Origin of the sequence: Conexibacter sp. S30A1, from assembly GCF_023330665.1 — a bacterium.
Taxonomy (GTDB): Bacteria; Actinomycetota; Thermoleophilia; order Solirubrobacterales; family Solirubrobacteraceae; genus Palsa-465.
Genome location: NZ_CP097127.1, coordinates 856094 through 876756, shown reverse-complemented (window position 1 = coordinate 876756; position 20663 = coordinate 856094). Strand labels below are relative to the sequence as shown.

Genomic DNA, 20663 nt, shown 5'->3' with positions numbered 1-20663 from the left:
GTCTACGCTCGCTACCTGGCCTGCCCGTGCTCGGCCGGGGCTGTCCCCGTGTCGGTATCGCTCAACACGTCGGCGATCGCGCGCGCCACGATCAGGTCCTCGACCGCCAGCCCCACGGATTTGAACACCGTCACCTGCCGCTCGTCGGCGCGCGCGACCTCACCGCGCACCAGGCTGCACAGATCGCTCGCAAAGCCGGTGCCCGGTAGCGCTGCCCGCTCGATCGCGGCCAGCACGTCGCCGGCCTCCGCGAGGGTCGCCTCGACGCTCTCCACGACCAGCAACGCCCGCGCCAGCGTGTCGGCCGGCAGCTCGCGCATATCCGGTCTGTAGGCGCCGATCGCATTGATGTGAACGCCCGCAGGGACGTCTTGGTCGTCAAAGACGGGCTCGCTGCTTGTCGTGCACGTGCAGACCAAGTCCGCGTCTCGGATCGCCGCGGCTTCCCCAACGGCCGCATCCACGCCGGCAGCCCGTAACCGGTCCGCCAGTGCGGCGGCGCTGGGAGCGGCCGGCCGGCGACCGACGATCGTCACCCGCTCGATTGGCCTGACGCGGCGCATCGCCTCGACGTGAGCAAGCGCCTGGGTCCCAGCGCCGAAGACCACGAGGTGTCTGCTGTCTGCGCGCGCCAGCCTGCGCGTGGCGAGCACCGAGACGGCTGCGGTGCGCAGTTTGGTGAGCGCGCCGCCATCAATGACCAGCTCTGGCGTGAGCCCCTCGCGCGACATCAGCACGTACAGGCCCTGGATCAAGGGCAGGCTGCGGCCTGGGTTGTCGCGGACCACCGTGACCAGCTTGAGGCCGGCGCCCTCGGGGCCCGTCGCCGGCATCAGCAGCATCTCTCGGCCGGAGCCGGAGCCGGAGCCGGAGCTTGGGTCTGAGCTGGGGTCGGGCAGCGGCAGCGCCGTGCGCGCAAAGCCCTCAACGAGCGCCGGATCGCGCGCGATAAAGCCCTCGGCGAGTGCGTCGGCGGCACGCTCCACCGACATCATCTCTTCCAGCGCTTGCTTGGAGAGGAAACGGGGGGTGTTCGTCGCGGGCCAGGCGGAGTTCGATGGCTCGAACGCAGGTGTGTCGTTCATGGGTACGCGCCAAGGAGAGTGCCATATTCTATTTCACATATGTCGCCGCCCCTGGCGACCGGAGGCTCGGGCATGAGGTTGGAACGGATCCTGCATACGGTTGATGCCCACTGTGAGGGCGAGGCCTCGCGCGTGGTCGTCGGCGGCGTGCTCGCCGTGCCCGGCGAGACGATGTTTGAGCGCAAGCTCTTCCTGGAGCGCCACCGCGACGATCTGCGCCGACAGCTGCTGTTCGAGCCACGCGGCCAGCCGGCGCTATCGGCCGTGCTTTTGATGGCGCCCGCAGACCCACGCGCCGACATCGGCTACCTCATCATGGAGGGCGCCGACTACCCGCCGATGTCTGGCACCAACACGATCAACGCGATCACGGTCGCGCTGGAGACGGGCATCGTCGCGATGCGCGAGCCGGTCACAGAGTTGACCGCCGACACGCCCGCCGGCCTGGTGCGGGTCAGCGCTCGCTGCGAGCACGGCAAGTGCGTGGCGGTCTCGTTTGACAACGTGCCCTGCTTTGTGAGCGAGCTCGACGCCGTCGTCGACGTTCCTGGACTCGGCTCGGTGCCGATGGATGTCGCCTACGGCGGCCACTTCTTCGCGCTGGTGCCTGCTGCCGAGTACGGCCTTGAGCTCGTGCCGGAGTGCGCCGATCGGCTCGCTGAGCTCGGCGAGCGGATCAAACGCGCGGCCTCAAGCCAGCTGACCCTGCGCCACCCGGAGCTGCCGGCCGCGAACACGCTCGGCTTCGTCACCTGGATCGGGCCGCCGACCGCCGGTGGACACGGGCGTAACGCGACGGTAGTGAGCCCCGGACGACTCGACCGCTCACCGTGTGGCACGGCCACCTGCGCACGCCTGGCGGTGCTCGCGGCCCGCGGGCAGATCGCCCACGGCGAGGAGTATCTGCACGAGGGGATCCTCTCGACGATCTTTCGTGGCGAGATCGTCGGCAGCACGAGGGTCGGTGACCTCGATGCCATCACGCCTCGAATCACCGGACGCAGCTGGGTGTACGCGGTCAGCCAGATCGGCGTTGATCCCAGCGATCCGCTGCCCGCCGGCTACACGCTCAGCGACACCTGGGGGCAGGGGCCGACGGCGCGATTTTGAGGCCCACGGCATCCGGCGCCACCGCGGAAGCATGCCCCCTGTGCCCGTCGGCCGGCGCGATTCGTGGCAGGCTGCGGTGCCTTGACATTGCAATGTGCCATGCTACTGTCTCGCGAGGGCCAGCCTGAGTCGCTTGGCGCAGGCGGGCGAAGCAGTCAATGAGGAGGAAAGATGGTATTGCGCAATCGCGGGCTGCTCTCGGTAGCGGCCGCCACAAGCGTTGCCGTGGCAGTGGCGGGTTATGGCCTCAGTGGTGCCAGCACCGTACGGAGCCATGCAACGGCCTCAATCGCTTCGGGTTCGGTCTACAAGGTCGGCGTTCCCATGCCGGAGACAGGGCCAAACGCCCAGGCCGGAACCGAGATCTTTGACGCGGAGCAGCTTGCCGCCGACCAGATCAACGCCAAGGGCGGTGTGCTCGGGCACAAGATCCAGCTCTACGAGCAGGACACAGCTTGTGAGGCACAGACCGGTGCGAGCGCTGACGCAAAGCTCGTATCGCTGGGGGTGCAGGCCTTCGTTGGCAACTACTGCTCCGGTGCGGCGCTGCCGGGTGAGCCGATCGTGGCGCGCGCCGGCCTGCCGAACCTGCAGCCGTCCGCAAACGACCCGGCGCTCACGCAGGGTCACTTCAAGGACGTCTTCCTGCTTGACCCCAACTCCACGGGAGATGCCACCGAAGCGACGGCCTTCTTCAAGATGATGCACGTAAAGAAGGTGCTGATCGCCGATGACCAGTCGGCCTTCGGGGTCTCGGTGGCACAGGCGGCCGCCGCCGACTTCCGCCACGCAAAGATCAAGTTCCCGACCGTACAGGCCGTGCCCGCGACGACGACCGACTTCTCGGCGGTCATCTCGGTAATCAAGAGCACCGGTGTTCAGGCCGTTTACTGGACCGGCTATTACGCCCAGTGGGCGCTGTTGGTCAAGCAGGCGCGGGCCGCAGGCCTCAACAAGGTCGTCTACGTCGGCGCTGACAGCACGGTTGACCCGGCCTTCATCTCGGGCGCGGGCGCGGCGGCCAACGGCACCTACGCGACGATCGTGCGCACCACGCAGCTGCTCAAGGGTAAGCAGGCGAACCTGTTCACCAGGCAGTACCGGGCCAAGTTCCATTCGGCACCCGGGCCCTACTCGGCCTTTGGCTACGACGCCATGAACACGCTCGCGGCGGCCGCCAGGAAGGCCCACAGCATCGCACCTGCCAAGGTCATCGCAGCGCTTCACAAGATCCACCTCAACGGCCTCACCGGGCCGGTCTCGTTCACCAAGGCAGGCGCGCGCGTGGGCGCCAAGTTCGTGGTGCTCGAGGTCAAGCACGGCGCGTACGTGAGCGCGCCCAAGCAGCCCTGAACAGCGGGCAGCTGAAGTAAGCAAAGCGATCAGCCGCAGGTCAGATGCAGCTACTGGTTGGCGAAATCGAGGACGGGATCTTCCTGGGAGCCTTCTTTGTGCTCATTGCACTTGGCTACAGCATGGTCTACGGCATCCTGCGGCTGATCAACTTTGCTCACGGCGACTTCTACATGCTCGCCGCCTTCATCAGCTTCACGATCTTTGGCGCGGTGGGCGCGAGCCACCTGCACGGCCAGTGGCTGGTGATCGTCGGAGTGGGGTTGGCGACGATGATCGCCACCGGCGCCGCCAACGTGCTCGTCGAGCGGCTCGTCTACCGCCCCATGCGCCGCGCGGCGTTGCTCAGCCTGATGATCGCTGCGCTCGGCGTCTCCCAGGTGCTCGAGAACGGCGTCCTGAACATCCCGGGGTGGGGTGCCGCCTACCTGGCCTACCCGGTGACGACCTCGGACGCGGGGACCTACATCTTCGGCACCCGCTTCACCTACGCGCAGATCGCGATGGTGGTGATCGCGGGGCTGCTATCGGTCGGCGTCTACTACCTGGTGTCGCGCACGATGCTCGGCAAGGCGATGCGCGCCGTCGCCGAGGACCGCATCGCCGCCTCGCTGATGGGCATCAACGTCGACCGGGTGATCGCGCTCGTGTTCTTCATCGGCGGCGCCCTGGCGGGCGCGGCAGCGATCATGGCCGGTCTCTACTACGGCCAGATCAACTACCTGATGGGCTTCACGGTCGGGCTCGAGGCCTTCACGGCCGCGGTGCTCGGCGGCATCGGCAACATCCCCGGGGCGGTTCTGGGCGGGCTGCTGCTCGGCATCGTGCAGTCGATCGGCACCGGCGTGTTCGGCGCCCAGTGGGCGGTCGTCGTCTCCTTCGGCGTGCTGGTCGGAGTGCTCTGGCTGCGCCCGACCGGGATCCTGGGCGAGCGCGTGGCACGGCGGATGTAGCCGATGGGTACCACCACGCTGATCAGCAGCGCCCGCCGCCACCGGCAGGCGGGTGGGGCGCTGGCCCTTGTCGTCTTCGGGATTCTCTTCCCGTACATCGTCGGCAGCGAGTACTGGGTAACGGTCGGCTATCAGGCCGAGATGATGATGGTGCTGGCCCTTGGGCTCAACATCGTCGTCGGCTACGCGGGGCTGCTCGATTTGGGCTTCGCCGCGTTCTTTGCGATCGGTGCCTACACGACCGCGATCCTGTCAACCAAGGCTGGCTGGCCGATCATCGCGACGATCCCCGTCGGCATCCCGATCGCGGTGCTCGGCGCCCTGTTCGTGGGCATCCCGACGCTGCGCCTGCGCAGCGACTACCTCGCGATCGTGACGCTCGGCTTCGGCGAGATCATCCAGGCGTTTGCCACCAACCTGCAGATCACAAACGGCGCGATTGGGATCTACGACATCCCGCCGCTGAAGCTCTTCGGCCTCACCTTTCTGACCGCGCAGAGCTATTACTACGCCTTTCTGGTGGCGGTCCTGATCTGCGCTCTGATAACACTGCGGGTGCGTAACTCACGGATCGGACGGGCTTGGCTGTGCATCCGCGAAGACGAGGATGCGGCCCAGGCGATGGGCATCAAGACCTACCGTTACAAGCTCTACGCCTACGCTGGCGGCGCCGTGTTCGGGTCGCTTGCGGGTTCGCTGTTTGCGCCAGCGCTGAGCGCGATCGATCCGACCAGCTTCAGCTTCCAGGAGTCGCTGCTGATCCTGATGGCGGTCGCGATCGGCGGTATGGGGAGCATCAGGGGCGCGCTGCTGGGAGCCGCGGTGGTGGAGGGCGTGCCCGAAGCGCTGCGGGCCTTCTCGCAGGCGCGGCTGCTGGTCTTCGGGTTCGTGCTGATCGTGATGATGATCCTCCGTCCCCATGGGCTGATCCCGGAGGGCGGCATCTCAGACCTGCTGGACCGCCTGCCGTTTCGCAGAACGCAGGCTGAAACCCTCAGTGAGGCAGCGGCTCTGGCGGACGGCGGCGAAGAGCCAACGGCGAGGATCGGCACATCGTGACCGTCCAGCCACAGACCGGAGTCCTCGAAGGCCAGCCTGCATCGCTGCCGATGCTCGATGTGGCGGGCTTGACGCTGCGCTTCGGCGGCGTGACCGCGCTGAGCGACATCTCTCTGACCGTCAAGCAGGGCGCGCTGCAGGCGATCATCGGACCCAATGGCGCCGGCAAGACTTCGCTGTTCAACTGCCTGACCCGCTACTACAAGGCCTCAGCAGGGTCGATCACCTACCTCGGCACGAAGCTCGACAGGCAGAGCCCCGCCGAGGTGGCGGCGCTTGGCATCCGGCGGACCTTCCAGAACATCCGCGTCTTTCCCCGGATGACCGTCTTTGAGAACGTGCTGGCTGGAGCTCACCTGCGCGAGGTCTCGAACCTGGCGGCGATCCTCTTCGGCACGCCGCGCACCCGCCGGGTCGAGCGCGAACTGCGCGCGGCAGCCGATCACTGGATCGATTTCGTTGGCCTGAGCGACGCGCGCCTGCGTCCGGCGGGTGAGCTCGCCTACGGGATGCGCAAGCGCATGGAGATCGCCCGCGCGATGATCGGCGAACCGCGCCTGCTGCTGCTCGACGAGCCAGCCGCCGGCGTCAGCTCCGTGGAACGCACGGCGCTCGCTGACCTGATCGGCCGTGTGCACGCCTCGGGCGTCGGGGTGATCATGATTGAGCACGATGTCGAGCTGGTGATGAACCTGGCCACAGACGTCTGTGTGCTGGACGGTGGCCGGCTGCTCGCAACCGGGGCGCCTGAGGCGGTACGCAACGACCCGGAAGTGATCCGCGCCTACATGGGCCGTAGGCGCAAGTGATGATCCTCGAGCTGCGCGATATCACGGTCTTCTATGGTCCGGTCCGGGGGGTGAGCGGGATCTCGCTCGACGTCGCCGAGGGTGAGATCGTGGCGCTTTTGGGCGCCAACGGCGCGGGCAAGAGCACCGTGCTCAAGGCGATCTCGGGCACCGTCAAACCGCGGTCGGGCACGGTGCGCTTCGCCGGCCAGGACCTCCACCACAAGCGCCCGCACCAGCGCGTGGGCGCCGGTCTTGTCCAGGTCCCGGAGGGACGCCACATCTTTCCGAGCATGACCGTGTTTGAGAACCTCGAGCTCGGTCACTACGTGCACGGCGGCGGCGCGCGGGTCAGGCGGCAGCGGTCAGAGGAGGTGCTCGAACTGTTCCCGAACCTGCGGCCCCGGCTCGGCGAGCTGGCCGGGAAGATGTCTGGCGGCGAGCAGCAGGCGCTTGCGATCGCTCGGGCGATGATGACCAAACCCCGCCTGCTGATGGTCGACGAGCCCTCCCTGGGCCTCGACCCGCAGAAGATCGACACGGTGTATGACCTGCTCGGTGACATCGCCCGCACCGGTACAACCGTGCTGCTGGTCGAGCAGAACGTCGCCCTCGCGCTCGAGATCGCCAGCCGCGCGTACGTGCTTGCGCAGGGGAGGGTCGTCCTATCGGGTGATGCGACCTCGCTGGCGAGCGACGAGCGGGTCGCTGAGGCCTATCTCGGCAGTGTGCCGACCGCCCTGAAAACCAGTTGACCGGACCTCAGTGTTAACGGAGACGAGCTATGAGAGCCCTCACTCGCGGTAACATGTGAAATGGTATATATCGAGAACCAGGCCGTCCGGCCGCTTTGACCGGACGAGGAGACAGCAATGACGATCCCACATGACGCGCCGTGGCGCGGCGTCTACACCGCCACCGCGCTGCCCTTCAACGACGATCTGAGCGTCGACTTTGACGCCTATGGCGAACACGTGCGGTGGCAGGCACAGATGGGCGTGGACGGTGTCTGCCCGAACGGATCGCTGGGCGAGTATCAGACGCTCACGCCGGAGGAGCGCGCGCGGGTCGTGGAGGTCGCTGTCCAGGCGGGCGGTGATGGCTTCGGTGTCATGCCGGGGGTCGCTGCGTACGGCGCACTCGAGGTTTCGCGCTGGATCGAGCAGGCTGCGCAGGCCGGTGCCCAGTCGGTGTTGCTGCTGCCGCCGAACAGCTACCGAGCGGATCGCGACACCGTGATCGCCCACTACCGCGCTGCGGCTGAGGTGGGCCTGCCGGTCGTCGCCTACAACAACCCGCACGACACGAAGGTGGACCTCTCGCCGGAGCTGCTGGCTGAGCTTCGCAGCGAGGGCCTGATCACCGCGGTCAAGGAGTTCTCTGGCGACGTCCGGCGTGCTTACCAGATCGCTGAGCTGGCGCCCGATCTGGACCTACTGATCGGCGCCGACGACGTGCTGCTCGAGCTCGGACTCGCCGGCGCCGTCGGCTGGATCGCCGGCTACACCAACGCGCTGCCGGCAACCACCACGCACCTGTATGCGCTCATCACCTCGGCTGACGCCACAGCCTTGGGTGAGGCGCTCACCATCTACCGCGACCTGCACTCACTGCTCCGTTGGGACTCGCAGACGGAGTTCGTGCAGGCGATCAAGCTCTCCATGGACATCGCCGGGCGCAAGGGCGGTGTGTGCCGACCCCCACGCGGTCCGCTGCCGCCCGAGGTGCAGGCCCGGATTCGGCGCGACACCGAGGCCGCGCTCGCCAAGGGCTACCACTGACAGGTAGCCTCAGAAGGCAAGCCGCCGTGCTCAAACAGGCTCAGCTACGGCCGTCCCGGAGAGTTCGCAACCAGAGGAGATGCAAGTGCTTGACACCCCGCAGCAGGAAGTAGACGCGGCCCTGGAACGATCGCAGGCGGCTTGGACGCAGTGGTCGGGGTTCACGCGCGAGCGCCGCGCCGAGGCCATGCGCGCGGCCGCCGCACGACTCGACGCGGCGGCCGACGAGCTTGTGCCCCTGGCGATCGCCGAAACGCACCTCGGCGAGCCGCGACTGCGCTCGGAGCTCGTTCGCACCACCTTCCAGCTGCGGCTGCTCGCCGACACAATCTCAGACGGCGCCTATCTGGACGTCCGGGTCGACCATGCCGAGCCCGACTGGCCGATGGGGCCAAGGCCTGAGATCCGCAGGTTGCGGGTGCCGGTCGGTCCCGTGGTCGTGTTTGCCGCCTCGAACTTCCCGTTCGCGTTCTCGGTTGCCGGTGGCGACAGCGCCGCGGCGCTCGCGGCGGGGTGCACCGTGGTGCTCAAGGCGCACCCCGGGCATCCGCGGCTCTCGGCCCGGACTGGTGAGCTTGTGGCCGAGGCGCTCGAGCAGGCGGGGGCCCCGGGCGGAACCTTTCAGGTGATCTTCGGGGAGCAGGCCGGCGTGACTGCGCTGCGTCACCCGCTTGTCAAGGCTGCGGCATTCACCGGCTCGCTGGCCGGCGGTCGCGCGCTCTATGACATCGCCGCCGCACGACCGGAGCCGATCCCCTTCTACGGAGAGCTTGGCTCGGTGAACCCCGTGTTCGTGACGCCTGCGGCGGACGCCGCGCGCGCCGGCGCGATCGCCGAGGGACTGATCGGCTCCTTCACGCTTGGGGCCGGTCAGTTCTGCACCAAGCCCGGTGTGGTGTTCGCACCCGCTGGGTCGGGATTGGTAGAGGCGCTGCGGGCGCTTGAGCTTCCCTCCGCGGCGCCGCTGCTCAACGACCGGATAACCCAGCTCTACCTCAGGGGCGAGCGACGGCTGCGTGAGCACCCGTCGGTTGAGGTGCTCAACGAGGGCGACGGCGCGCTGAGTGATCCTCCCGCGCCAACGGTGCTGCTCACGACCGCGGACGCCGTCGCGGCGGACCGCGAGTCGCTGCTGAACGAGTGCTTCGGACCGACCGTGCTGATCGTCCAGTACGACAGCAACGAGCAGCTGCTCGAACTCGCCGCCGGGCTCGACGGCCAGCTGACCGCGACGCTGGCGGCCGAGGCCGACGAGGAGCTTGCACGCGAGCTTGCGGCGATCCTCATCACAAAGGCTGGGCGACTGCTTTGGAACCAGTGGTCGACAGGCGTATCGGTCACCTACGCGCAGCAGCATGGCGGCCCGTATCCGGCTACGACCGCCCCGGGGACGACCTCGGTTGGGACGGCCGCGATTGACCGGTTCACCCGGCCCGTGGCGTTTCAGGGTTTCCCGGTTGAGCTGTTGCCGACGGAGCTTGGCGACGAGCCGGTGGTATCGCGTCTGGTCGACGGGCGCCCACAGCTGGCCGCCGAGGGCGGCCGTTAGTCGCGAGCATGCGAGCGACCCGCGTCATCCAGGCAGTCGACTCGCACACGGAGGGCATGCCGACCCGCGTGATCACCGGTGGGGTTGGCACGATTCCGGGCGAGACCATGGCGCAACGGCGCCTGTGGTTCATCGAGCACAGCGATGCGCTGCGGACGCTGCTCATGTATGAGCCGCGCGGACACGCCGCCATGTCGGGCGCGATCCTGCAGCCACCGACGCGCTCCGACGCGGACTTCGGCGTGTTGTTCATCGAGGTCTCGGGACTGCTGCCGATGTGCGGTCACGGCACGATCGGCACTGCGACGGTGCTCGTCGAGACGGGCATGGTGCAAGTGCTCGAGCCCCTGACGGTCATCAGGTTGGATACCCCCGCCGGTCTGGTGATCGCCGAGGTGGAGGTGCGTGATGGGCACGCCGAGTCTGTCCGCATCCGCAACGTGCCGTCCTTCAGCGTCGCCCTGGATCAGCAGGTTGATGTGAACGGGTTTGGGACGGTTGGCTACGACATGGCCTTTGGCGGGAACTTCTACGCGATCGTCACGCTCGATTCACTCGGCATACCGTTTGAGCGTGCAGCCAAACAGCGCCTGCTCGACGCCGGCCTGGCGATCATGGACGCGATCAACACCCAGGCGCCGCCGGTGCACCCCTCACGTAGCGACATAAGGGGCTGTCACCACGTCTACATGCAGGCACCGGGGTCTGACGCCCGCCACTCACGTCACGCGATGGTGATCCATCCAGGGTGGTTTGACCGCTCGCCCTGTGGCACCGGCACGAGTGCCCGGATGGCACAGCTGCATGCGCGTGGAGAGTTGGGCCTGCACCAGCCGTTTGTCAACGAGTCCTACATCGGTTCGACCTTCACCGGCGAGCTGGTCGAGGAGTGCGAGCTTGAGGCCGCGGACCGCACGACTGTCAAAGCTGTGATCCCGACCGTGCGGGGGCGTGCCTGGATCACCGGCATGGGTCAGTACATGCTCGATCCAGCAGACCCGTTTCCCGCCGGATTTCTGCTTTGACGCATGCGACCCGCACAGGCGGCGCGATCGCGCCGCGACGAGGCTCCGCCGGCCGGCCCGCCGACGTCGTTGTGATCGGCGCCGGTGCCGTCGGCGCCGCCTGCGCTTATTTTCTGACTCGCAAGGGCTTCGCTGTACACGTCGTTGAACGTGGCGCGGTGGCCGCGGGCTCGAGCAGCGCGGGGGAGGGGAACCTGCTGGTCTCTGACAAGGTCTCGGGCCCGGAGCTCGAGCTGGCGCTGTACTCGCGCGCGCTGTGGGAGCAGGAGCTTGCGCAGTACGGCGAGCTCTGGGAGTTCGAGTCCAAGGGCGGCCTGGTGGTCGCCACAAGTGCGCAGGCCGGCCGGGCTCTGCGCACGCTGGCGGCTGAGCAACGGCAGCGTGGGGTGGATGCACGCGACGTGGAGCCGGACGCGGTTACCGACCACGAGCCACACATCCGCAGGGGGCTTGCCGCGGCTGTCCACTATCCGCAGGATGCGCAGGTCCAGCCGATGCTGCTCACCGCCCATCTGCTCAGACTGGCGCGAGCCGCGGGGGCCGTGGTCTCGACCGGCGTGAACGTCACCGGCTTCGAGGTACAGGCCAGCACTGAGAGCCGGCGCGTTGTGGCCGTCCAGACCTCGCAGGGCACGCTCGCCTGCGAGCAGGTGATCAATGCGGCAGGTCCGTGGGCAGGAGAGATCGCGACGATGGCCGGTGTCGATCTGCCGATCCGGCCGCGGCGAGGCTTTGTCCTTGTCACCGAGCCGCTGCCACCGACCATCAACCACAAGGTCTACGCGGGCGAGTACGTTGCCTCCACGCAATCCGAGCACCTTGGCCTCGAGGTCTCAGCGGTGATTGAGGGCACCAAGGCAGGAACCATCCTGATCGGCTCCTCGCGTGAACACGTCGGCTTTGAGCGCCGTGTCTCGCTTCCGGTCCTGCGCGCGATCGCAAGCGCGGCGCTCGAGCTGTTCCCGCGACTGGCGGGAGTGACACTGCTGCGCAGCTACGCCGGCTTTCGCCCCTACTCGCCAGATCACCTGCCGGTGGTGGGACCTGACACACGCCTCAAGGGGCTGTGGCACGCGACCGGGCACGAGGGCGCCGGTATCGGGTTGTCGGTCGGCACAGCCAAGCTGATCAGCCAGGCGATGGCGGGGGAGGGCACCGACATGGACCTGGCTCCGTTTTCGCCCGCGCGGTTTGAGGCCGTGGCGCCGGCATGAGTGAGCTTGATCGTCAGGCGGGTTCCATGGTCCCTGAGGTTCCTGTGCCGGGCGTGCCGGCAACGATCCATCTCACGCTTGACGGACGTGAGCTGACCGCCCGTGCCGGCCAGTCTGTGGGGGCGGCGCTCACCGAGGCCGGGATCAGATCCTGGCGCCGGACACGTCACGGCGGCCGCCCGCGTGGCCTGTTCTGCGGTATCGGCATCTGCTACGACTGCCTGATCACCGCAGACGGTGTTCCGAACCTGCGTGCCTGCCTGCTGCCCGCCAGTGACGGGATGCAGCTGACCTCAACCGGGTCTGAACTCACGCCCACGACCGACGGTGGCGTCGCGTGAGCGTGCAACGCTCTGGCGTCGCCAAACAGCCGGCATACGACGTCGCCGTGGTCGGTGGCGGTCCGGCCGGTTTGGCCGCCACGGCGGCGGCCGCGAGGTTGGGCAGGCGCGTCGTGCTGATCGACGCAGGCGCGCAACTAGGCGGTCAGTACTGGCGCCACGCCAACGTGTCGAGCGCAGGTCCCCACGACCACGTGGGCCACCGTGACTGGGAGGTCTTTGAAGCGCTCAACGAGCGCATCCGACGCCACCGTCAGACGGGCGCAGCCGTCCATGTTGCGGCCACGCAGGTGTGGTTCATCGAGCCGCCCGGTTCGGACGCAGGAGAGCCGGACTGGACGCTGCACCTGGCGCCCACCTGTGGAGCGCCGGACGACCGCATGCCACGCACGGTTCGTGCTGATCGTTTGATCCTGTGTCCCGGGTGCTATGACCGCCAGCTTCCGATCCCCGGCTGGGACCTACCGGGCGTCATGGCGGCGGGCGGCGTTCAGGCGCTGCTCAAGGGCCAACGGACGCTCGCAGGCAAACGCGCCGTCGTCGCCGGCACGGGTCCGTTCCTGCTGCCAGTGGCAGAGCAGCTGGCGCGCAACGGCGCCCGGGTGGTGGCGGTCTGTGAAGCAAGCCGCATAGGCAACTGGGGTAGGCATCTGCCCACCGTCGCGCGTACGCCCTCCAAGTTCGCCGAAGCTGCCTCCTACGGGTGGTCGCTTGCGCGCGCCCGAGTCCCATACCGGACCGGCACGGTGGTGATGCGGATCGAGGCCGACAGCTCCGGCGAGCAGGTTGGGGCGGTGAAGCTTGGTCGGCTTGGGTCCGACGGGCGCCTGCGGGAGAGCTCTGAGAGTCTCGACGTGGATCTGGTGGCGCTCGGGTGGGGCTTTACTCCGGCGCTCGAGCTCGTGAGCGCTGCCGGCGCCGAGACCCGTGTCGATGTGGATCAGTCCCTGGTTGCGGTCGTCGACGAAGAGCAGCAGAGCACGGTTGCCGGTCTCTACATCGCCGGCGAGGCAACCGGCGTCGGTGGCGCCCAACTCGCGCTGGCTGAGGGGGAACTGGCAGGCATAGCCGCCGCAGACGCCACCCATCTCGAGCGCTCGCGCGTGCGCGCGCTCAGGCGGGAGATCCGGCGCCTGCGCGCCTTCGCGGTGGCGATGCAGCGCTCACATCCGGTGCCGCCGCGCTGGTCTGAGTGGCTCACGCCAGAGACGCTCGTCTGCCGCTGTGAAGAGGTCGCCTACGCCCAGGTCAGTGAGGCCACGAGCGATCTGGCTGCCACTGACGCGCGTACGCTTAAGCTCCTCACACGCTGCGGGATGGGGTGGTGCCAGGGCCATGTGTGCGGCTTTGCCACCGCGACGCTCGCGGCCGCCGGCCAGGCACGACAGCTGAACGCCGAGGACCTGCGGCCGCTCGCCAAGCAGTTTCCCTGCGCCCCGATACGGCTCGGATCGCTGCTGGAGCACTGACCGGCGGCGGTCAGGTGGCGGCCAGCGTGAGCGCCTCTTTGGCCATCTGCCTGCGCGTGTCACGAATGTGATCTGCGAGCAGCCGCTCGGCGGCTGCGCCATCGCGGGTCCGCAGCGTATCCACGATCGTGATGTGCGAGCGGGCCACATCCATGAGGGTCCCGTTGCGCCGCAGCGTGTCGAGGCCGTAGAGACGCGCGTGGGCCCGCAGGTCGGCGATCAGCGCTTCAAGCCGGTGGTTGTTGGCGTAGGCGATCAGCGCCAGGTGAAAGACGCTGTCGGCCGCCATGAACTCCACCAGGTCGCCGTCCGCCGCCCGGTCGACGATCCTCTGCGCCAGGCGCCGCAGATGATCAAAGTCCCGCTCCGGGATGAGCGCTGTCACCTGGCGTAGCACCGGCGGCTCAAGCAGCAGTCGGATCTCAATGATCTCGTCAAAGTCCGCCTGGGTCATGTCCGTCACCCGGAAGCCCTTGTTGGCCACCGTCTCCACCAGGCCCTCGCGCACCAGGTCGATCATCGCCTCGCGCACCGGCGTTGCCGAGACGCCGAAACGCTCGCCCAGCGACGGCGCCGAGTAGATCACGCCTGGCTCCATCTCGCCGGCCATGATCGCCGCGCGCAGGGCGGTTGCCACCCGGTCACGCAGGCTTGTCTTCTCGAGCGGGTTGAGGTTGGAGATGCTCACGGCGAGGTCGGATCGGTCGCTAACGCTACCTGTTGGCGACGCTGCAATTGCAATTTTACTGCCCGCGGCCCATCTCATAGGCGACACCTCTGCCCGAGCTAGCTCGACCGCAGTACGCGAAGGCACTTTGGCATCATGATCGCGTGTCGGCGATCGGAGCTGGTGGGGGCGCAAGCGGCACCGCCACCAGCTCCGGGTGATCAGCGGCCGGTCAGAACAGGCGATAGTTCACGGTTGCCGTGCCGAGCGGCAGGCTTGGAAGCGCTGAGACGGTCGTGGAGCCAAATGTGTTGCCCAGCAGACCAGTCGCGGTGCTGTTGAGCGTCGCCGTGACCGGGCCGAGCACGATCCCGCCAAAGCCGAAGCGCAGCGACGAGCCGGCGAAGCTCAGGTTGACGATGGTCACGCGGCCATCTGAGCTGGTCGTCGAGCCGTTGACGACCGAAACATCAGCGCTCAGCGTCTGGCTGACGATGTTGATGTCGAAGTTTTCGAGATCAACGGTGGTCTGGCCGTTGCTGATCGCGATCCCGCCGGAGTGGTCGATCTGGCCGGTGCCCAGCGCGCTGAAGAACGGGTTGGTGATCGGAAAGTCGACGGCACCGTTCCAGCCCCCGCTGGCCGGCGCGATCGGCGTGACTGTGAGGCCGAGTGTTGTGAGCGTGCTGGCGGTGCTCTGGTTGAGCGTCAGCGACGTATAACCGAATGTCGTGGGTGTCTGCGGACGGCCAAAGTGGGGCCGCTCGCGCGCGCTGGCGCCCGCCGGCGCCAGCGCGAGCAGGGCCGGAGACAGGGCGCATACCACGGCGACGGTACGGACGAGGCGCTTACGAATGGACATCGTGAGAGTTCCTCCAGAGAAGGGGACAGGATGTCCTGGATACGCACTCAGAGGGGTCGGCGGTTGCGAGATTCATGCTTGTAACCACCTGAACGAAGACGAGGCTGACGCGGCCAACCAGCGCTGGCGATGGCCGAACCGCCTCGGGTCGAGTTCCCCGTCGACGAACAGCTCTTGCGGTGCAAGCGTCATTCTCCTGGATCACCTCGCCGAGCTCACATCGCGTCCACTTGCCACCGACGATCTGCTCGAACCTGCCAAGGCGCCGGCGACACCGTCCGACGGCCGCATGGCCGCGTCAGCGCTCGCGTACAACCCGCCGCTGGTCTGTCGGTCCATCCGCCGTGAGCTGACGATCACTGGACCCGAGCGCTCACACCTGCTGGCGGCGCACGTGCTACGGTGGTGCTACACTTGCGCGATGCGGACAATCACGCATCGGCAGCTGCGCAACGAGTCCGGCGCCGTATTGCGCGACGTCGCGGCGGGGGAGTCGATGTTGGTCACCAACAACGGTTCTGTGGTCGCCCGGATCAGCCCGGCTTCAGAGACTGAGCCGGAGCTGCCCGTGACCCGCGCGGCTACTGCGCGCGGCTTTGACGCCGTGCCGCTCTACGACCGACCGGGGAACGTGCTGGACGCGCTCGCGGACCTGCGAGGCGACCGCTGAGGGCGTACCTCGACACGAGTGCGGCGGCGAAGCTCCTCAAGCGCGAGTCGGAATCGGAAGTCCTGCGCGAGTTCTGTGGTCGAGCTGATGTCGAGCTTGTAGGAACCGATCTGCTCGAAACGGAACTGCGTCGCCTCGCCTGCCGCGAGGACATCCCCGGTGTGGCTGTTTCCATTCTCCTCGACCGTGTGACCCTGCACGCGCTGCCGCGCTCCGTTTACACGCACGCCGGCCTGCTGCCCGGAAGGAGCCTGCGGTCACTGGACGCTCTACACATCACTGCGGCACTCCGGCTCGAGGTCGACGTTGCGTTGATCTATGACGTCAGGATGCGCGAGGCTGCTGAAGCTAATGCCCTCAAGGTCCTAGCGCCGGGCGACACCACCTGGCCCGCGCAGTGACATCTTGCGCTCACGCCAGCTGCCATCGCGTGGCCGCGGCCCTTCTCGATGCTGGCGCGGCCGCGCCTCAGCGCCGGAGAGCTGTATGCATATCTTGGTGTGGATTGAACGCGGCGTCCCAGGTGTATCGCGAGCATCACGAATGGTGCAGAGTTGCGGCATGGGACGAGCTGCGATCAAGCGTACGAACATCAATCTCGAGGCTGACTTGGTCGATGCCGCGGCGCTCGTGCTGGGCACGACTCGCACGACGGACACCGTCCACGCGGCGCTGAGAGCAGTCGTCAACCGTGACGCAAGGGCGCGTTTGGCGCAGCGCGACTTTCCAGACCTCACGCCAGGGGCTCTGGGCGCCCTGCGGGCGTCCAGGTCGGTCACGCGTTGAGACTTGCCGACACGAGCGCCTGGGTCTGGACGCGGGCTGTCGGCGGCGCCATCCGGGCGCGCTTCGACGAGGAAGTCGTCGCCGTGGAGATCGCGGTCTGTGCCATGGCCAAGCTCGAACTTCTCTACAGCGCGCGCACCGCGGATGAGTTCGCGACCCTCAGCGCAGAGCTCAACGCCTTACCGGAGTGTCGCCTGGAGGTGGACGCTTGGGATCGAGCTCTGGCGTTGTGCGGCGGACTCGCCGCACGTGGTGGGCTTCATCAGCGATCAGTCCGCCATCCGGAACTGCTGATTGCCGCGGCCATGGAGGCGGCGGGCATGACAGTTCTGCATTACGACGAAGACTACGACCGCATCGCGGCGATCACCGGACAGTCCGTGGAGTGGTTAGCACCTCGCGGCTCGCTTGACGCGGCACGGCAGTGATGACAGAGGGCGTGCGAACCGTCGAGAAAACGACGCCAGCTCGTTCCCGGCAAACACAAAGCGTCATTCAAATGACAGCACGCTTGTGTGAGCGACCACACGTTCGTGGCAGCGTCGCCGGCTGCCGTGCCATAGCCGACGCACGGCGCCAGCGGCTACGGGCGTGATACACTTGTGTACGTGAGTGCGACGATCGCTGTTCGAGAGCTTCGAAACAACGGCAGCCAAGTCCTCGCACGGGTACAAGCAGGGGAGACGCTCACCATCACCTCGGCGGGCAAGCCGGTCGCGGAGCTGCGGCCGCTCTCCACGCCGCCGCGGCCGCGCCTCACGGCCCAGGAGCTGATATCGCGCCGCCGGGGCATTGGACGGGTTGACCCAGACCGGATGAAGGCCGAAATCGACGCCATGCTCGACGGCTCGCTCTGATGGCAATCGCTGAACGCCCGCAAGTCGGGCTCCTTGACACGAATACCGTGATCTACCTCGGGGATCTGCAGCCCGAGGATCTTCCGGAAGAGCCGCTCATTTCGGCGATCACCCTCGCCGAGCTCACCGCCGGCCCGCTCGCAACCGACGACCTCGTCGAGCGTGCCAAGCGTCAGCGGCATTTGCAGCGCGCCGAGCTCGACTTCGACGCGCTGCCGTTCACCAGCGAGTGCGCCCGCCAGTTTGGGCTTGTGCGCGCGGCGCTCGCGCAGAGCGGCCGCGCGAGCGCGGCACGGTCCTATGACGCGCTGATCGCAGCGTCAGCTCTCGCGTATAACTTGCCGCTGTACACGAGCAACACCCGCGACTTCGCGGGCGTTCCAGGGCTGGACGTAAGGCCCGTCCCGCCGCCTGCAGTCAGCTGACGATGAGACTCCCCGCGTGTCGATGCGAGACATAATATGCATTATCGAGCATTGCGAGCAGCGATCTGGCCCCCGCCCGCGAGGGTCAGATGCCGACCGCCCAATGCTGCACCTGCACCTCTGCCATCGCGAAAGCCGTGGGGTTGTCAGTTGCCAGCGGGACGCCCAGAGCGACAGCGGCAGCTGCGATCAGGCAGTCCGCATGCGCAAGCGTGATGCCGATGGCTGCATGCTCACGGCGCCACTCACCGGCCCGGACGCCCTCCGCATGGCTGATCCGGTGCGATCCGACGCCCGGCGAACAGTCTGTTGACGGCGGCTCGTTCGGCGGACCTGATGCCACGATGAACCTGCTCGACGTTGATCGCGGTGGTGAACAGCGGCTCGCCGTGCTGACGTAACGCTGCGAGCCGCTCAATGGCCTGCGCTCGGCCGCGGAGCAGGTCGATCAGCACCGTGGTGTCGAGCAGGACACTCAGGCTCAGCCACCCAATCCGTCCGGCGTCGATACGCCGCTGTTCTCTGACCCGGCGATCCGGATCATCGTCCCACCCGTGCTCACCCTTTCCGATTGCGGCGCTCGTCGTCGAGGGCTCGCTCAATAGCTGAAGCCTCTCAAGGATGACGCTGAAGACCTCCGCATCCACCAGATGTGGCGCGGCCCAGTCCCGACCGGCGGGCGAGACGCTCCCGTAGCGGCTCAGCCCCACGGGTACCGACGACCATCTCGAATACGCACCGTGTGTCAACTAGGAACATCCGGCCACGGACCTCGATGCTCGTGCCGCGCAGCTACCGCCTCTCGGAGAGTCGTGTCGCCTCGGCCCGCAGCAGTGCGAGAACGGCACTGGCGTCAAGCACCACTGGCAAGCCGCGCCTCCTGCTCGTCCTCGAGCTTTGCCTCCCGCCGGCGGCCGGCAAGGAACTCGGAGACCGACGGGCCGTCGCCCTTCATCGACCCGCGGAGTGCGTCGATCGCGCGGGCGGCTGACTCAGCCTCGGCCTTACCCGCATGGCGCAGCAGTACGGAACCGTCAGAGCGCAACTCAACGGCGACGTTTCCGCCCTCCAGCACACCCAGGACCGCACGGGCATCCTTCGGTAACAGCAGCCGTCCCCGCCCATCTGGACTTATCTCGTTACGCACCCGCACAGCGTAACGCGTGTGATAGAGCGTTCCAGGTCGTGAGCCGAGCGCCGTGCTCATAGGGCACGGTGGCTGCTCTCGCGGCCGGGCCGCGCTTGTTCACCTGCAAAGCAGACCGGCGTCAGAATGAGCCCAGTTGGCGACCATCCCTGCCACCGGAGGGACCGCTGTGGGTCGCGGCAGCCTGGGCGATCTGGCCCACGACGAGTTGGTGCCCGACGTGTCGGCACGTGCCGCTTGAGCAATGCCAAGGATCACGAGAACTCTCCACTTGCGATCACGGGTTGGCGCGCAGCGATGGCTGCGCCGCAGCGACGCTGTCCCCCAATGCATGGTGAGCGCAACCCAACCGAAGCACACCGCCACAGGTGACGTGGTCATGGCGAAATGCTGCGCCGTGTGTGCGGCCGAAGGATCATGGTCCGATCGGTGCGGCCCCTAGACTGTGGGGATCATGAGCTACACGATCGTCAACATTCAGGAAGTTCCCGACGCAGCGGTCGGCTTCGGCATGACCGAGATCCAGGAGGCGCGCTTCCCCCGTGAAGCGCTGCAGGCGCAGGACACCGGCCTGGCCTACCACCACATCCATCCGGGACGCCGACAGGGCTTTGCACACCGGCACAAGCAGGCCGAGGAGGTCTACGTCGTGGTCGGCGGCTCGGGTTCGGCGGTGCTGGACGGCGAGGTTAGGCCGCTTGCGCGTCTGGACGCGCTGCGCGTTGCGCCCTCGGTGCTGCGTGCCTTTGAGGCCGGTCCCGAGGGCCTGGAGCTGCTCGTCTTCGGTCCTCACCATGAGAACGACGGCGAGATGGTCCAGGAAGACTTCTGGCCTGAGGCGTCCTGAGTCTCGTTTCCGCGCTCACCTGTGGCCGCAGCAGCGCGTCCAGGCGAGCGCAGCCTCGCCGAACTGATCACCGGTCGGCGAACGCGTCGATGATGCGCAACAGCTGTGCCGTCTGCGCGCCGCCGCCGACGATCACGATGCTGAGCCGCGAACGCGCAGCGTCGTAGACCGGCTCGACTCGCAGCAGCGGCGTGCCGTCTTCGCCCCCGACGGCAGCGCCCGCGGCTGCTGCAAGCGTTCGCTCCAGGCGTGTGCACGTCTCCGGCGCCAGATTTGTCACCTGAACCACGGCTGAAACCTCGACCGTGGTCGCGGCCTTCTCAGCTGAGCGCCTGCGATTCTCGCCCTCGCGTGCCACCTCCCCCGCCTCCGGCTCAACGCCGCTGAACGCCTCGAGGTCCGCACGCGCGATCCGGTATTGCTTGCCGATGCGGACGCCCGGCAGCCGCCCCTGCCGCACGTACTCACGCACGGTGCGCACCTGTAGGCCGAGGATCTCGGCGGCCTGCTGGGCTGAAAGTAACTGCTGAGCCATCGTTGTGGACGAGATTATGGAGCTACCGGGCTCTCATAGGGCAGTTTTGAGCCCGTTACAGACGTTTACAGCTGTTTATGACCGTATGTCGTTTGCCGTTGACCCCGTATCCGACGTTGTAGCGCCCATCAGAAGCGGCT

25 protein-coding genes are annotated in these 20663 nt (G+C 67.4%); 19 read left to right on the top strand and 6 right to left on the bottom strand.

Features of this window, described 5'->3' with window-relative positions; all coding sequences use genetic code 11:
• Positions 1 to 11 precede the first annotated feature (11 nt).
• Complete coding sequence (locus M3M54_RS04350; RefSeq protein WP_249020960.1) at positions 12 to 1085, bottom strand: ornithine cyclodeaminase family protein; 1074 nt, start codon at positions 1083 to 1085, stop codon at positions 12 to 14.
• Positions 1086 to 1157: 72 nt separating this feature from the next.
• Here M3M54_RS04350 and M3M54_RS04345 point away from each other — a divergent pair, with 72 nt between their 5' ends.
• The 12 genes from M3M54_RS04345 (at position 1158) to M3M54_RS04290 (ending at position 13727) form a co-directional block, all read left to right on the top strand.
• Positions 1158 to 2195 (top strand): proline racemase family protein, encoded by a 1038-nt coding sequence (locus M3M54_RS04345; protein WP_249020959.1) that lies wholly within the window; start codon positions 1158 to 1160, stop codon positions 2193 to 2195.
• Positions 2196 to 2366: 171 nt separating this feature from the next.
• Complete coding sequence (locus tag M3M54_RS04340; RefSeq protein WP_256465812.1) at positions 2367 to 3548, top strand: branched-chain amino acid ABC transporter substrate-binding protein; 1182 nt, start codon at positions 2367 to 2369, stop codon at positions 3546 to 3548.
• Between the two features lie 44 nt (positions 3549 to 3592).
• Positions 3593 to 4501: a branched-chain amino acid ABC transporter permease gene (locus tag M3M54_RS04335; protein WP_249020957.1), complete on the top strand. Its 909-nt coding sequence runs from the start codon at positions 3593 to 3595 to the stop codon at positions 4499 to 4501.
• Positions 4502 to 4504: 3 nt separating this feature from the next.
• Positions 4505 to 5560, top strand: a complete 1056-nt coding sequence (locus tag M3M54_RS04330; RefSeq protein ID WP_249020956.1) for a branched-chain amino acid ABC transporter permease — start codon at positions 4505 to 4507, stop codon at positions 5558 to 5560.
• On the top strand, positions 5557 to 6369 hold the full coding sequence (locus M3M54_RS04325) for an ABC transporter ATP-binding protein (RefSeq protein ID WP_249020955.1): 813 nt from the start codon (positions 5557 to 5559) through the stop codon (positions 6367 to 6369). Before M3M54_RS04330 ends, M3M54_RS04325 begins: the two co-directional genes overlap by 4 nt.
• Positions 6369 to 7103, top strand: a complete 735-nt coding sequence (locus M3M54_RS04320; protein WP_249020954.1) for an ABC transporter ATP-binding protein — start codon at positions 6369 to 6371, stop codon at positions 7101 to 7103. The genes M3M54_RS04325 and M3M54_RS04320 overlap by 1 nt, the downstream gene beginning before the upstream one ends.
• A gap of 117 nt (positions 7104 to 7220) precedes the next feature.
• Complete coding sequence (locus M3M54_RS04315) at positions 7221 to 8129, top strand: dihydrodipicolinate synthase family protein (RefSeq protein WP_249020953.1); 909 nt, start codon at positions 7221 to 7223, stop codon at positions 8127 to 8129.
• Positions 8130 to 8208: 79 nt separating this feature from the next.
• Positions 8209 to 9678 (top strand): aldehyde dehydrogenase (NADP(+)), encoded by a 1470-nt coding sequence (locus tag M3M54_RS04310; protein ID WP_371878617.1) that lies wholly within the window; start codon positions 8209 to 8211, stop codon positions 9676 to 9678.
• Positions 9679 to 9686: 8 nt separating this feature from the next.
• Positions 9687 to 10703 (top strand): proline racemase family protein, encoded by a 1017-nt coding sequence (locus M3M54_RS04305; RefSeq protein WP_249020951.1) that lies wholly within the window; start codon positions 9687 to 9689, stop codon positions 10701 to 10703.
• Entirely contained in the window at positions 10700 to 11917 is a 1218-nt protein-coding gene (locus M3M54_RS04300; RefSeq protein ID WP_249020950.1) for an FAD-binding oxidoreductase, read from the top strand. The genes M3M54_RS04305 and M3M54_RS04300 overlap by 4 nt, the downstream gene beginning before the upstream one ends.
• A 26-nt stretch (positions 11918 to 11943) precedes the next feature.
• Positions 11944 to 12258, top strand: a complete 315-nt coding sequence (locus M3M54_RS04295) for a (2Fe-2S)-binding protein (RefSeq protein WP_371878642.1) — start codon at positions 11944 to 11946, stop codon at positions 12256 to 12258.
• Complete coding sequence (locus M3M54_RS04290) at positions 12255 to 13727, top strand: NAD(P)/FAD-dependent oxidoreductase (RefSeq protein WP_249020948.1); 1473 nt, start codon at positions 12255 to 12257, stop codon at positions 13725 to 13727. The genes M3M54_RS04295 and M3M54_RS04290 overlap by 4 nt, the downstream gene beginning before the upstream one ends.
• Positions 13728 to 13737: 10 nt before the next feature.
• Here the strand turns inward: M3M54_RS04290 and M3M54_RS04285 are convergent, their stop codons facing one another.
• Together M3M54_RS04285 and M3M54_RS04280 are read right to left on the bottom strand one after the other, a co-directional pair.
• Complete coding sequence (locus tag M3M54_RS04285) at positions 13738 to 14415, bottom strand: GntR family transcriptional regulator (RefSeq protein WP_249020947.1); 678 nt, start codon at positions 14413 to 14415, stop codon at positions 13738 to 13740.
• A 211-nt stretch (positions 14416 to 14626) separates the two neighbouring features.
• Positions 14627 to 15256, bottom strand: coding sequence for a hypothetical protein (locus M3M54_RS04280; RefSeq protein ID WP_249020946.1), 630 nt, complete (start codon positions 15254 to 15256; stop codon positions 14627 to 14629).
• A 421-nt stretch (positions 15257 to 15677) separates the two neighbouring features.
• Here M3M54_RS04280 and M3M54_RS04275 point away from each other — a divergent pair, with 421 nt between their 5' ends.
• The 6 genes from M3M54_RS04275 (at position 15678) to M3M54_RS04250 (ending at position 17994) form a co-directional block, all read left to right on the top strand.
• The gene (locus M3M54_RS04275; RefSeq protein ID WP_249020945.1) at positions 15678 to 15926 is read left to right on the top strand and encodes a type II toxin-antitoxin system Phd/YefM family antitoxin; all 249 of its coding nucleotides are present in this window, start codon (positions 15678 to 15680) and stop codon (positions 15924 to 15926) included.
• Complete coding sequence (locus tag M3M54_RS04270; RefSeq protein WP_256465840.1) at positions 15923 to 16327, top strand: type II toxin-antitoxin system VapC family toxin; 405 nt, start codon at positions 15923 to 15925, stop codon at positions 16325 to 16327. Before M3M54_RS04275 ends, M3M54_RS04270 begins: the two co-directional genes overlap by 4 nt.
• Before the next feature lie 160 nt (positions 16328 to 16487).
• The gene (locus M3M54_RS04265) at positions 16488 to 16712 is read left to right on the top strand and encodes a type II toxin-antitoxin system VapB family antitoxin (RefSeq protein ID WP_249020944.1); all 225 of its coding nucleotides are present in this window, start codon (positions 16488 to 16490) and stop codon (positions 16710 to 16712) included.
• On the top strand, positions 16709 to 17140 hold the full coding sequence (locus tag M3M54_RS04260; protein ID WP_249020943.1) for a PIN domain-containing protein: 432 nt from the start codon (positions 16709 to 16711) through the stop codon (positions 17138 to 17140). Before M3M54_RS04265 ends, M3M54_RS04260 begins: the two co-directional genes overlap by 4 nt.
• Positions 17141 to 17320: 180 nt before the next feature.
• Positions 17321 to 17569: a type II toxin-antitoxin system Phd/YefM family antitoxin gene (locus M3M54_RS04255; RefSeq protein WP_249020942.1), complete on the top strand. Its 249-nt coding sequence runs from the start codon at positions 17321 to 17323 to the stop codon at positions 17567 to 17569.
• Positions 17569 to 17994, top strand: a complete 426-nt coding sequence (locus tag M3M54_RS04250) for a type II toxin-antitoxin system VapC family toxin (RefSeq protein WP_249020941.1) — start codon at positions 17569 to 17571, stop codon at positions 17992 to 17994. The genes M3M54_RS04255 and M3M54_RS04250 overlap by 1 nt, the downstream gene beginning before the upstream one ends.
• A gap of 245 nt (positions 17995 to 18239) precedes the next feature.
• Here the strand turns inward: M3M54_RS04250 and M3M54_RS04245 are convergent, their stop codons facing one another.
• Together M3M54_RS04245 and M3M54_RS04240 are read right to left on the bottom strand one after the other, a co-directional pair.
• Positions 18240 to 18704 carry a hypothetical protein gene (locus M3M54_RS04245; protein ID WP_249020940.1) on the bottom strand — a complete coding sequence of 155 codons (465 nt, stop codon included), beginning with the start codon at positions 18702 to 18704 and terminating at the stop codon, positions 18240 to 18242.
• Positions 18705 to 18847: 143 nt separating this feature from the next.
• A complete protein-coding gene (locus tag M3M54_RS04240; RefSeq protein WP_249020939.1) occupies positions 18848 to 19141 on the bottom strand; it encodes a hypothetical protein in 294 nt (97 codons plus the stop codon).
• A gap of 454 nt (positions 19142 to 19595) precedes the next feature.
• Between M3M54_RS04240 and M3M54_RS04235 the strand changes: the two genes are divergently transcribed.
• A complete protein-coding gene (locus M3M54_RS04235; protein WP_249020938.1) occupies positions 19596 to 19988 on the top strand; it encodes a hypothetical protein in 393 nt (130 codons plus the stop codon).
• Between the two features lie 67 nt (positions 19989 to 20055).
• Here M3M54_RS04235 and M3M54_RS04230 read toward each other — a convergent pair whose 3' ends face one another.
• Positions 20056 to 20523, bottom strand: a complete 468-nt coding sequence (locus M3M54_RS04230; RefSeq protein ID WP_249020937.1) for a helix-turn-helix domain-containing protein — start codon at positions 20521 to 20523, stop codon at positions 20056 to 20058.
• Positions 20524 to 20663: the final 140 nt, after the last annotated feature.

Excerpts from the sequence above, each read along its gene's own strand:
- M3M54_RS04330 (WP_249020956.1), top strand. The coding sequence starts at position 4,505 with ATGGGTACCACCACGCTGATCAGCAGCGCCCGCCGCCACCGGCAGGCG.
- M3M54_RS04345 (WP_249020959.1), top strand. The coding sequence starts at position 1,158 with ATGAGGTTGGAACGGATCCTGCATACGGTTGATGCCCACTGTGAGGGC.
- M3M54_RS04320 (WP_249020954.1), top strand. The coding sequence starts at position 6,369 with ATGATCCTCGAGCTGCGCGATATCACGGTCTTCTATGGTCCGGTCCGG.
- M3M54_RS04310 (WP_371878617.1), top strand. The coding sequence starts at position 8,209 with ATGCAAGTGCTTGACACCCCGCAGCAGGAAGTAGACGCGGCCCTGGAA.
- M3M54_RS04230 (WP_249020937.1), bottom strand. The coding sequence starts at position 20,523 with ATGGCTCAGCAGTTACTTTCAGCCCAGCAGGCCGCCGAGATCCTCGGC.
- M3M54_RS04350 (WP_249020960.1), bottom strand. The coding sequence starts at position 1,085 with ATGAACGACACACCTGCGTTCGAGCCATCGAACTCCGCCTGGCCCGCG.
- M3M54_RS04265 (WP_249020944.1), top strand. The coding sequence starts at position 16,488 with ATGGGACGAGCTGCGATCAAGCGTACGAACATCAATCTCGAGGCTGAC.
- M3M54_RS04335 (WP_249020957.1), top strand. The coding sequence starts at position 3,593 with ATGCAGCTACTGGTTGGCGAAATCGAGGACGGGATCTTCCTGGGAGCC.
- M3M54_RS04305 (WP_249020951.1), top strand. The coding sequence starts at position 9,687 with ATGCGAGCGACCCGCGTCATCCAGGCAGTCGACTCGCACACGGAGGGC.
- M3M54_RS04275 (WP_249020945.1), top strand. The coding sequence starts at position 15,678 with ATGCGGACAATCACGCATCGGCAGCTGCGCAACGAGTCCGGCGCCGTA.
- M3M54_RS04340 (WP_256465812.1), top strand. The coding sequence starts at position 2,367 with ATGGTATTGCGCAATCGCGGGCTGCTCTCGGTAGCGGCCGCCACAAGC.
- M3M54_RS04315 (WP_249020953.1), top strand. The coding sequence starts at position 7,221 with ATGACGATCCCACATGACGCGCCGTGGCGCGGCGTCTACACCGCCACC.
- M3M54_RS04250 (WP_249020941.1), top strand. The coding sequence starts at position 17,569 with ATGGCAATCGCTGAACGCCCGCAAGTCGGGCTCCTTGACACGAATACC.
- M3M54_RS04235 (WP_249020938.1), top strand. The coding sequence starts at position 19,596 with ATGAGCTACACGATCGTCAACATTCAGGAAGTTCCCGACGCAGCGGTC.
- M3M54_RS04280 (WP_249020946.1), bottom strand. The coding sequence starts at position 15,256 with ATGTCCATTCGTAAGCGCCTCGTCCGTACCGTCGCCGTGGTATGCGCC.
- M3M54_RS04295 (WP_371878642.1), top strand. The coding sequence starts at position 11,944 with ATGGTCCCTGAGGTTCCTGTGCCGGGCGTGCCGGCAACGATCCATCTC.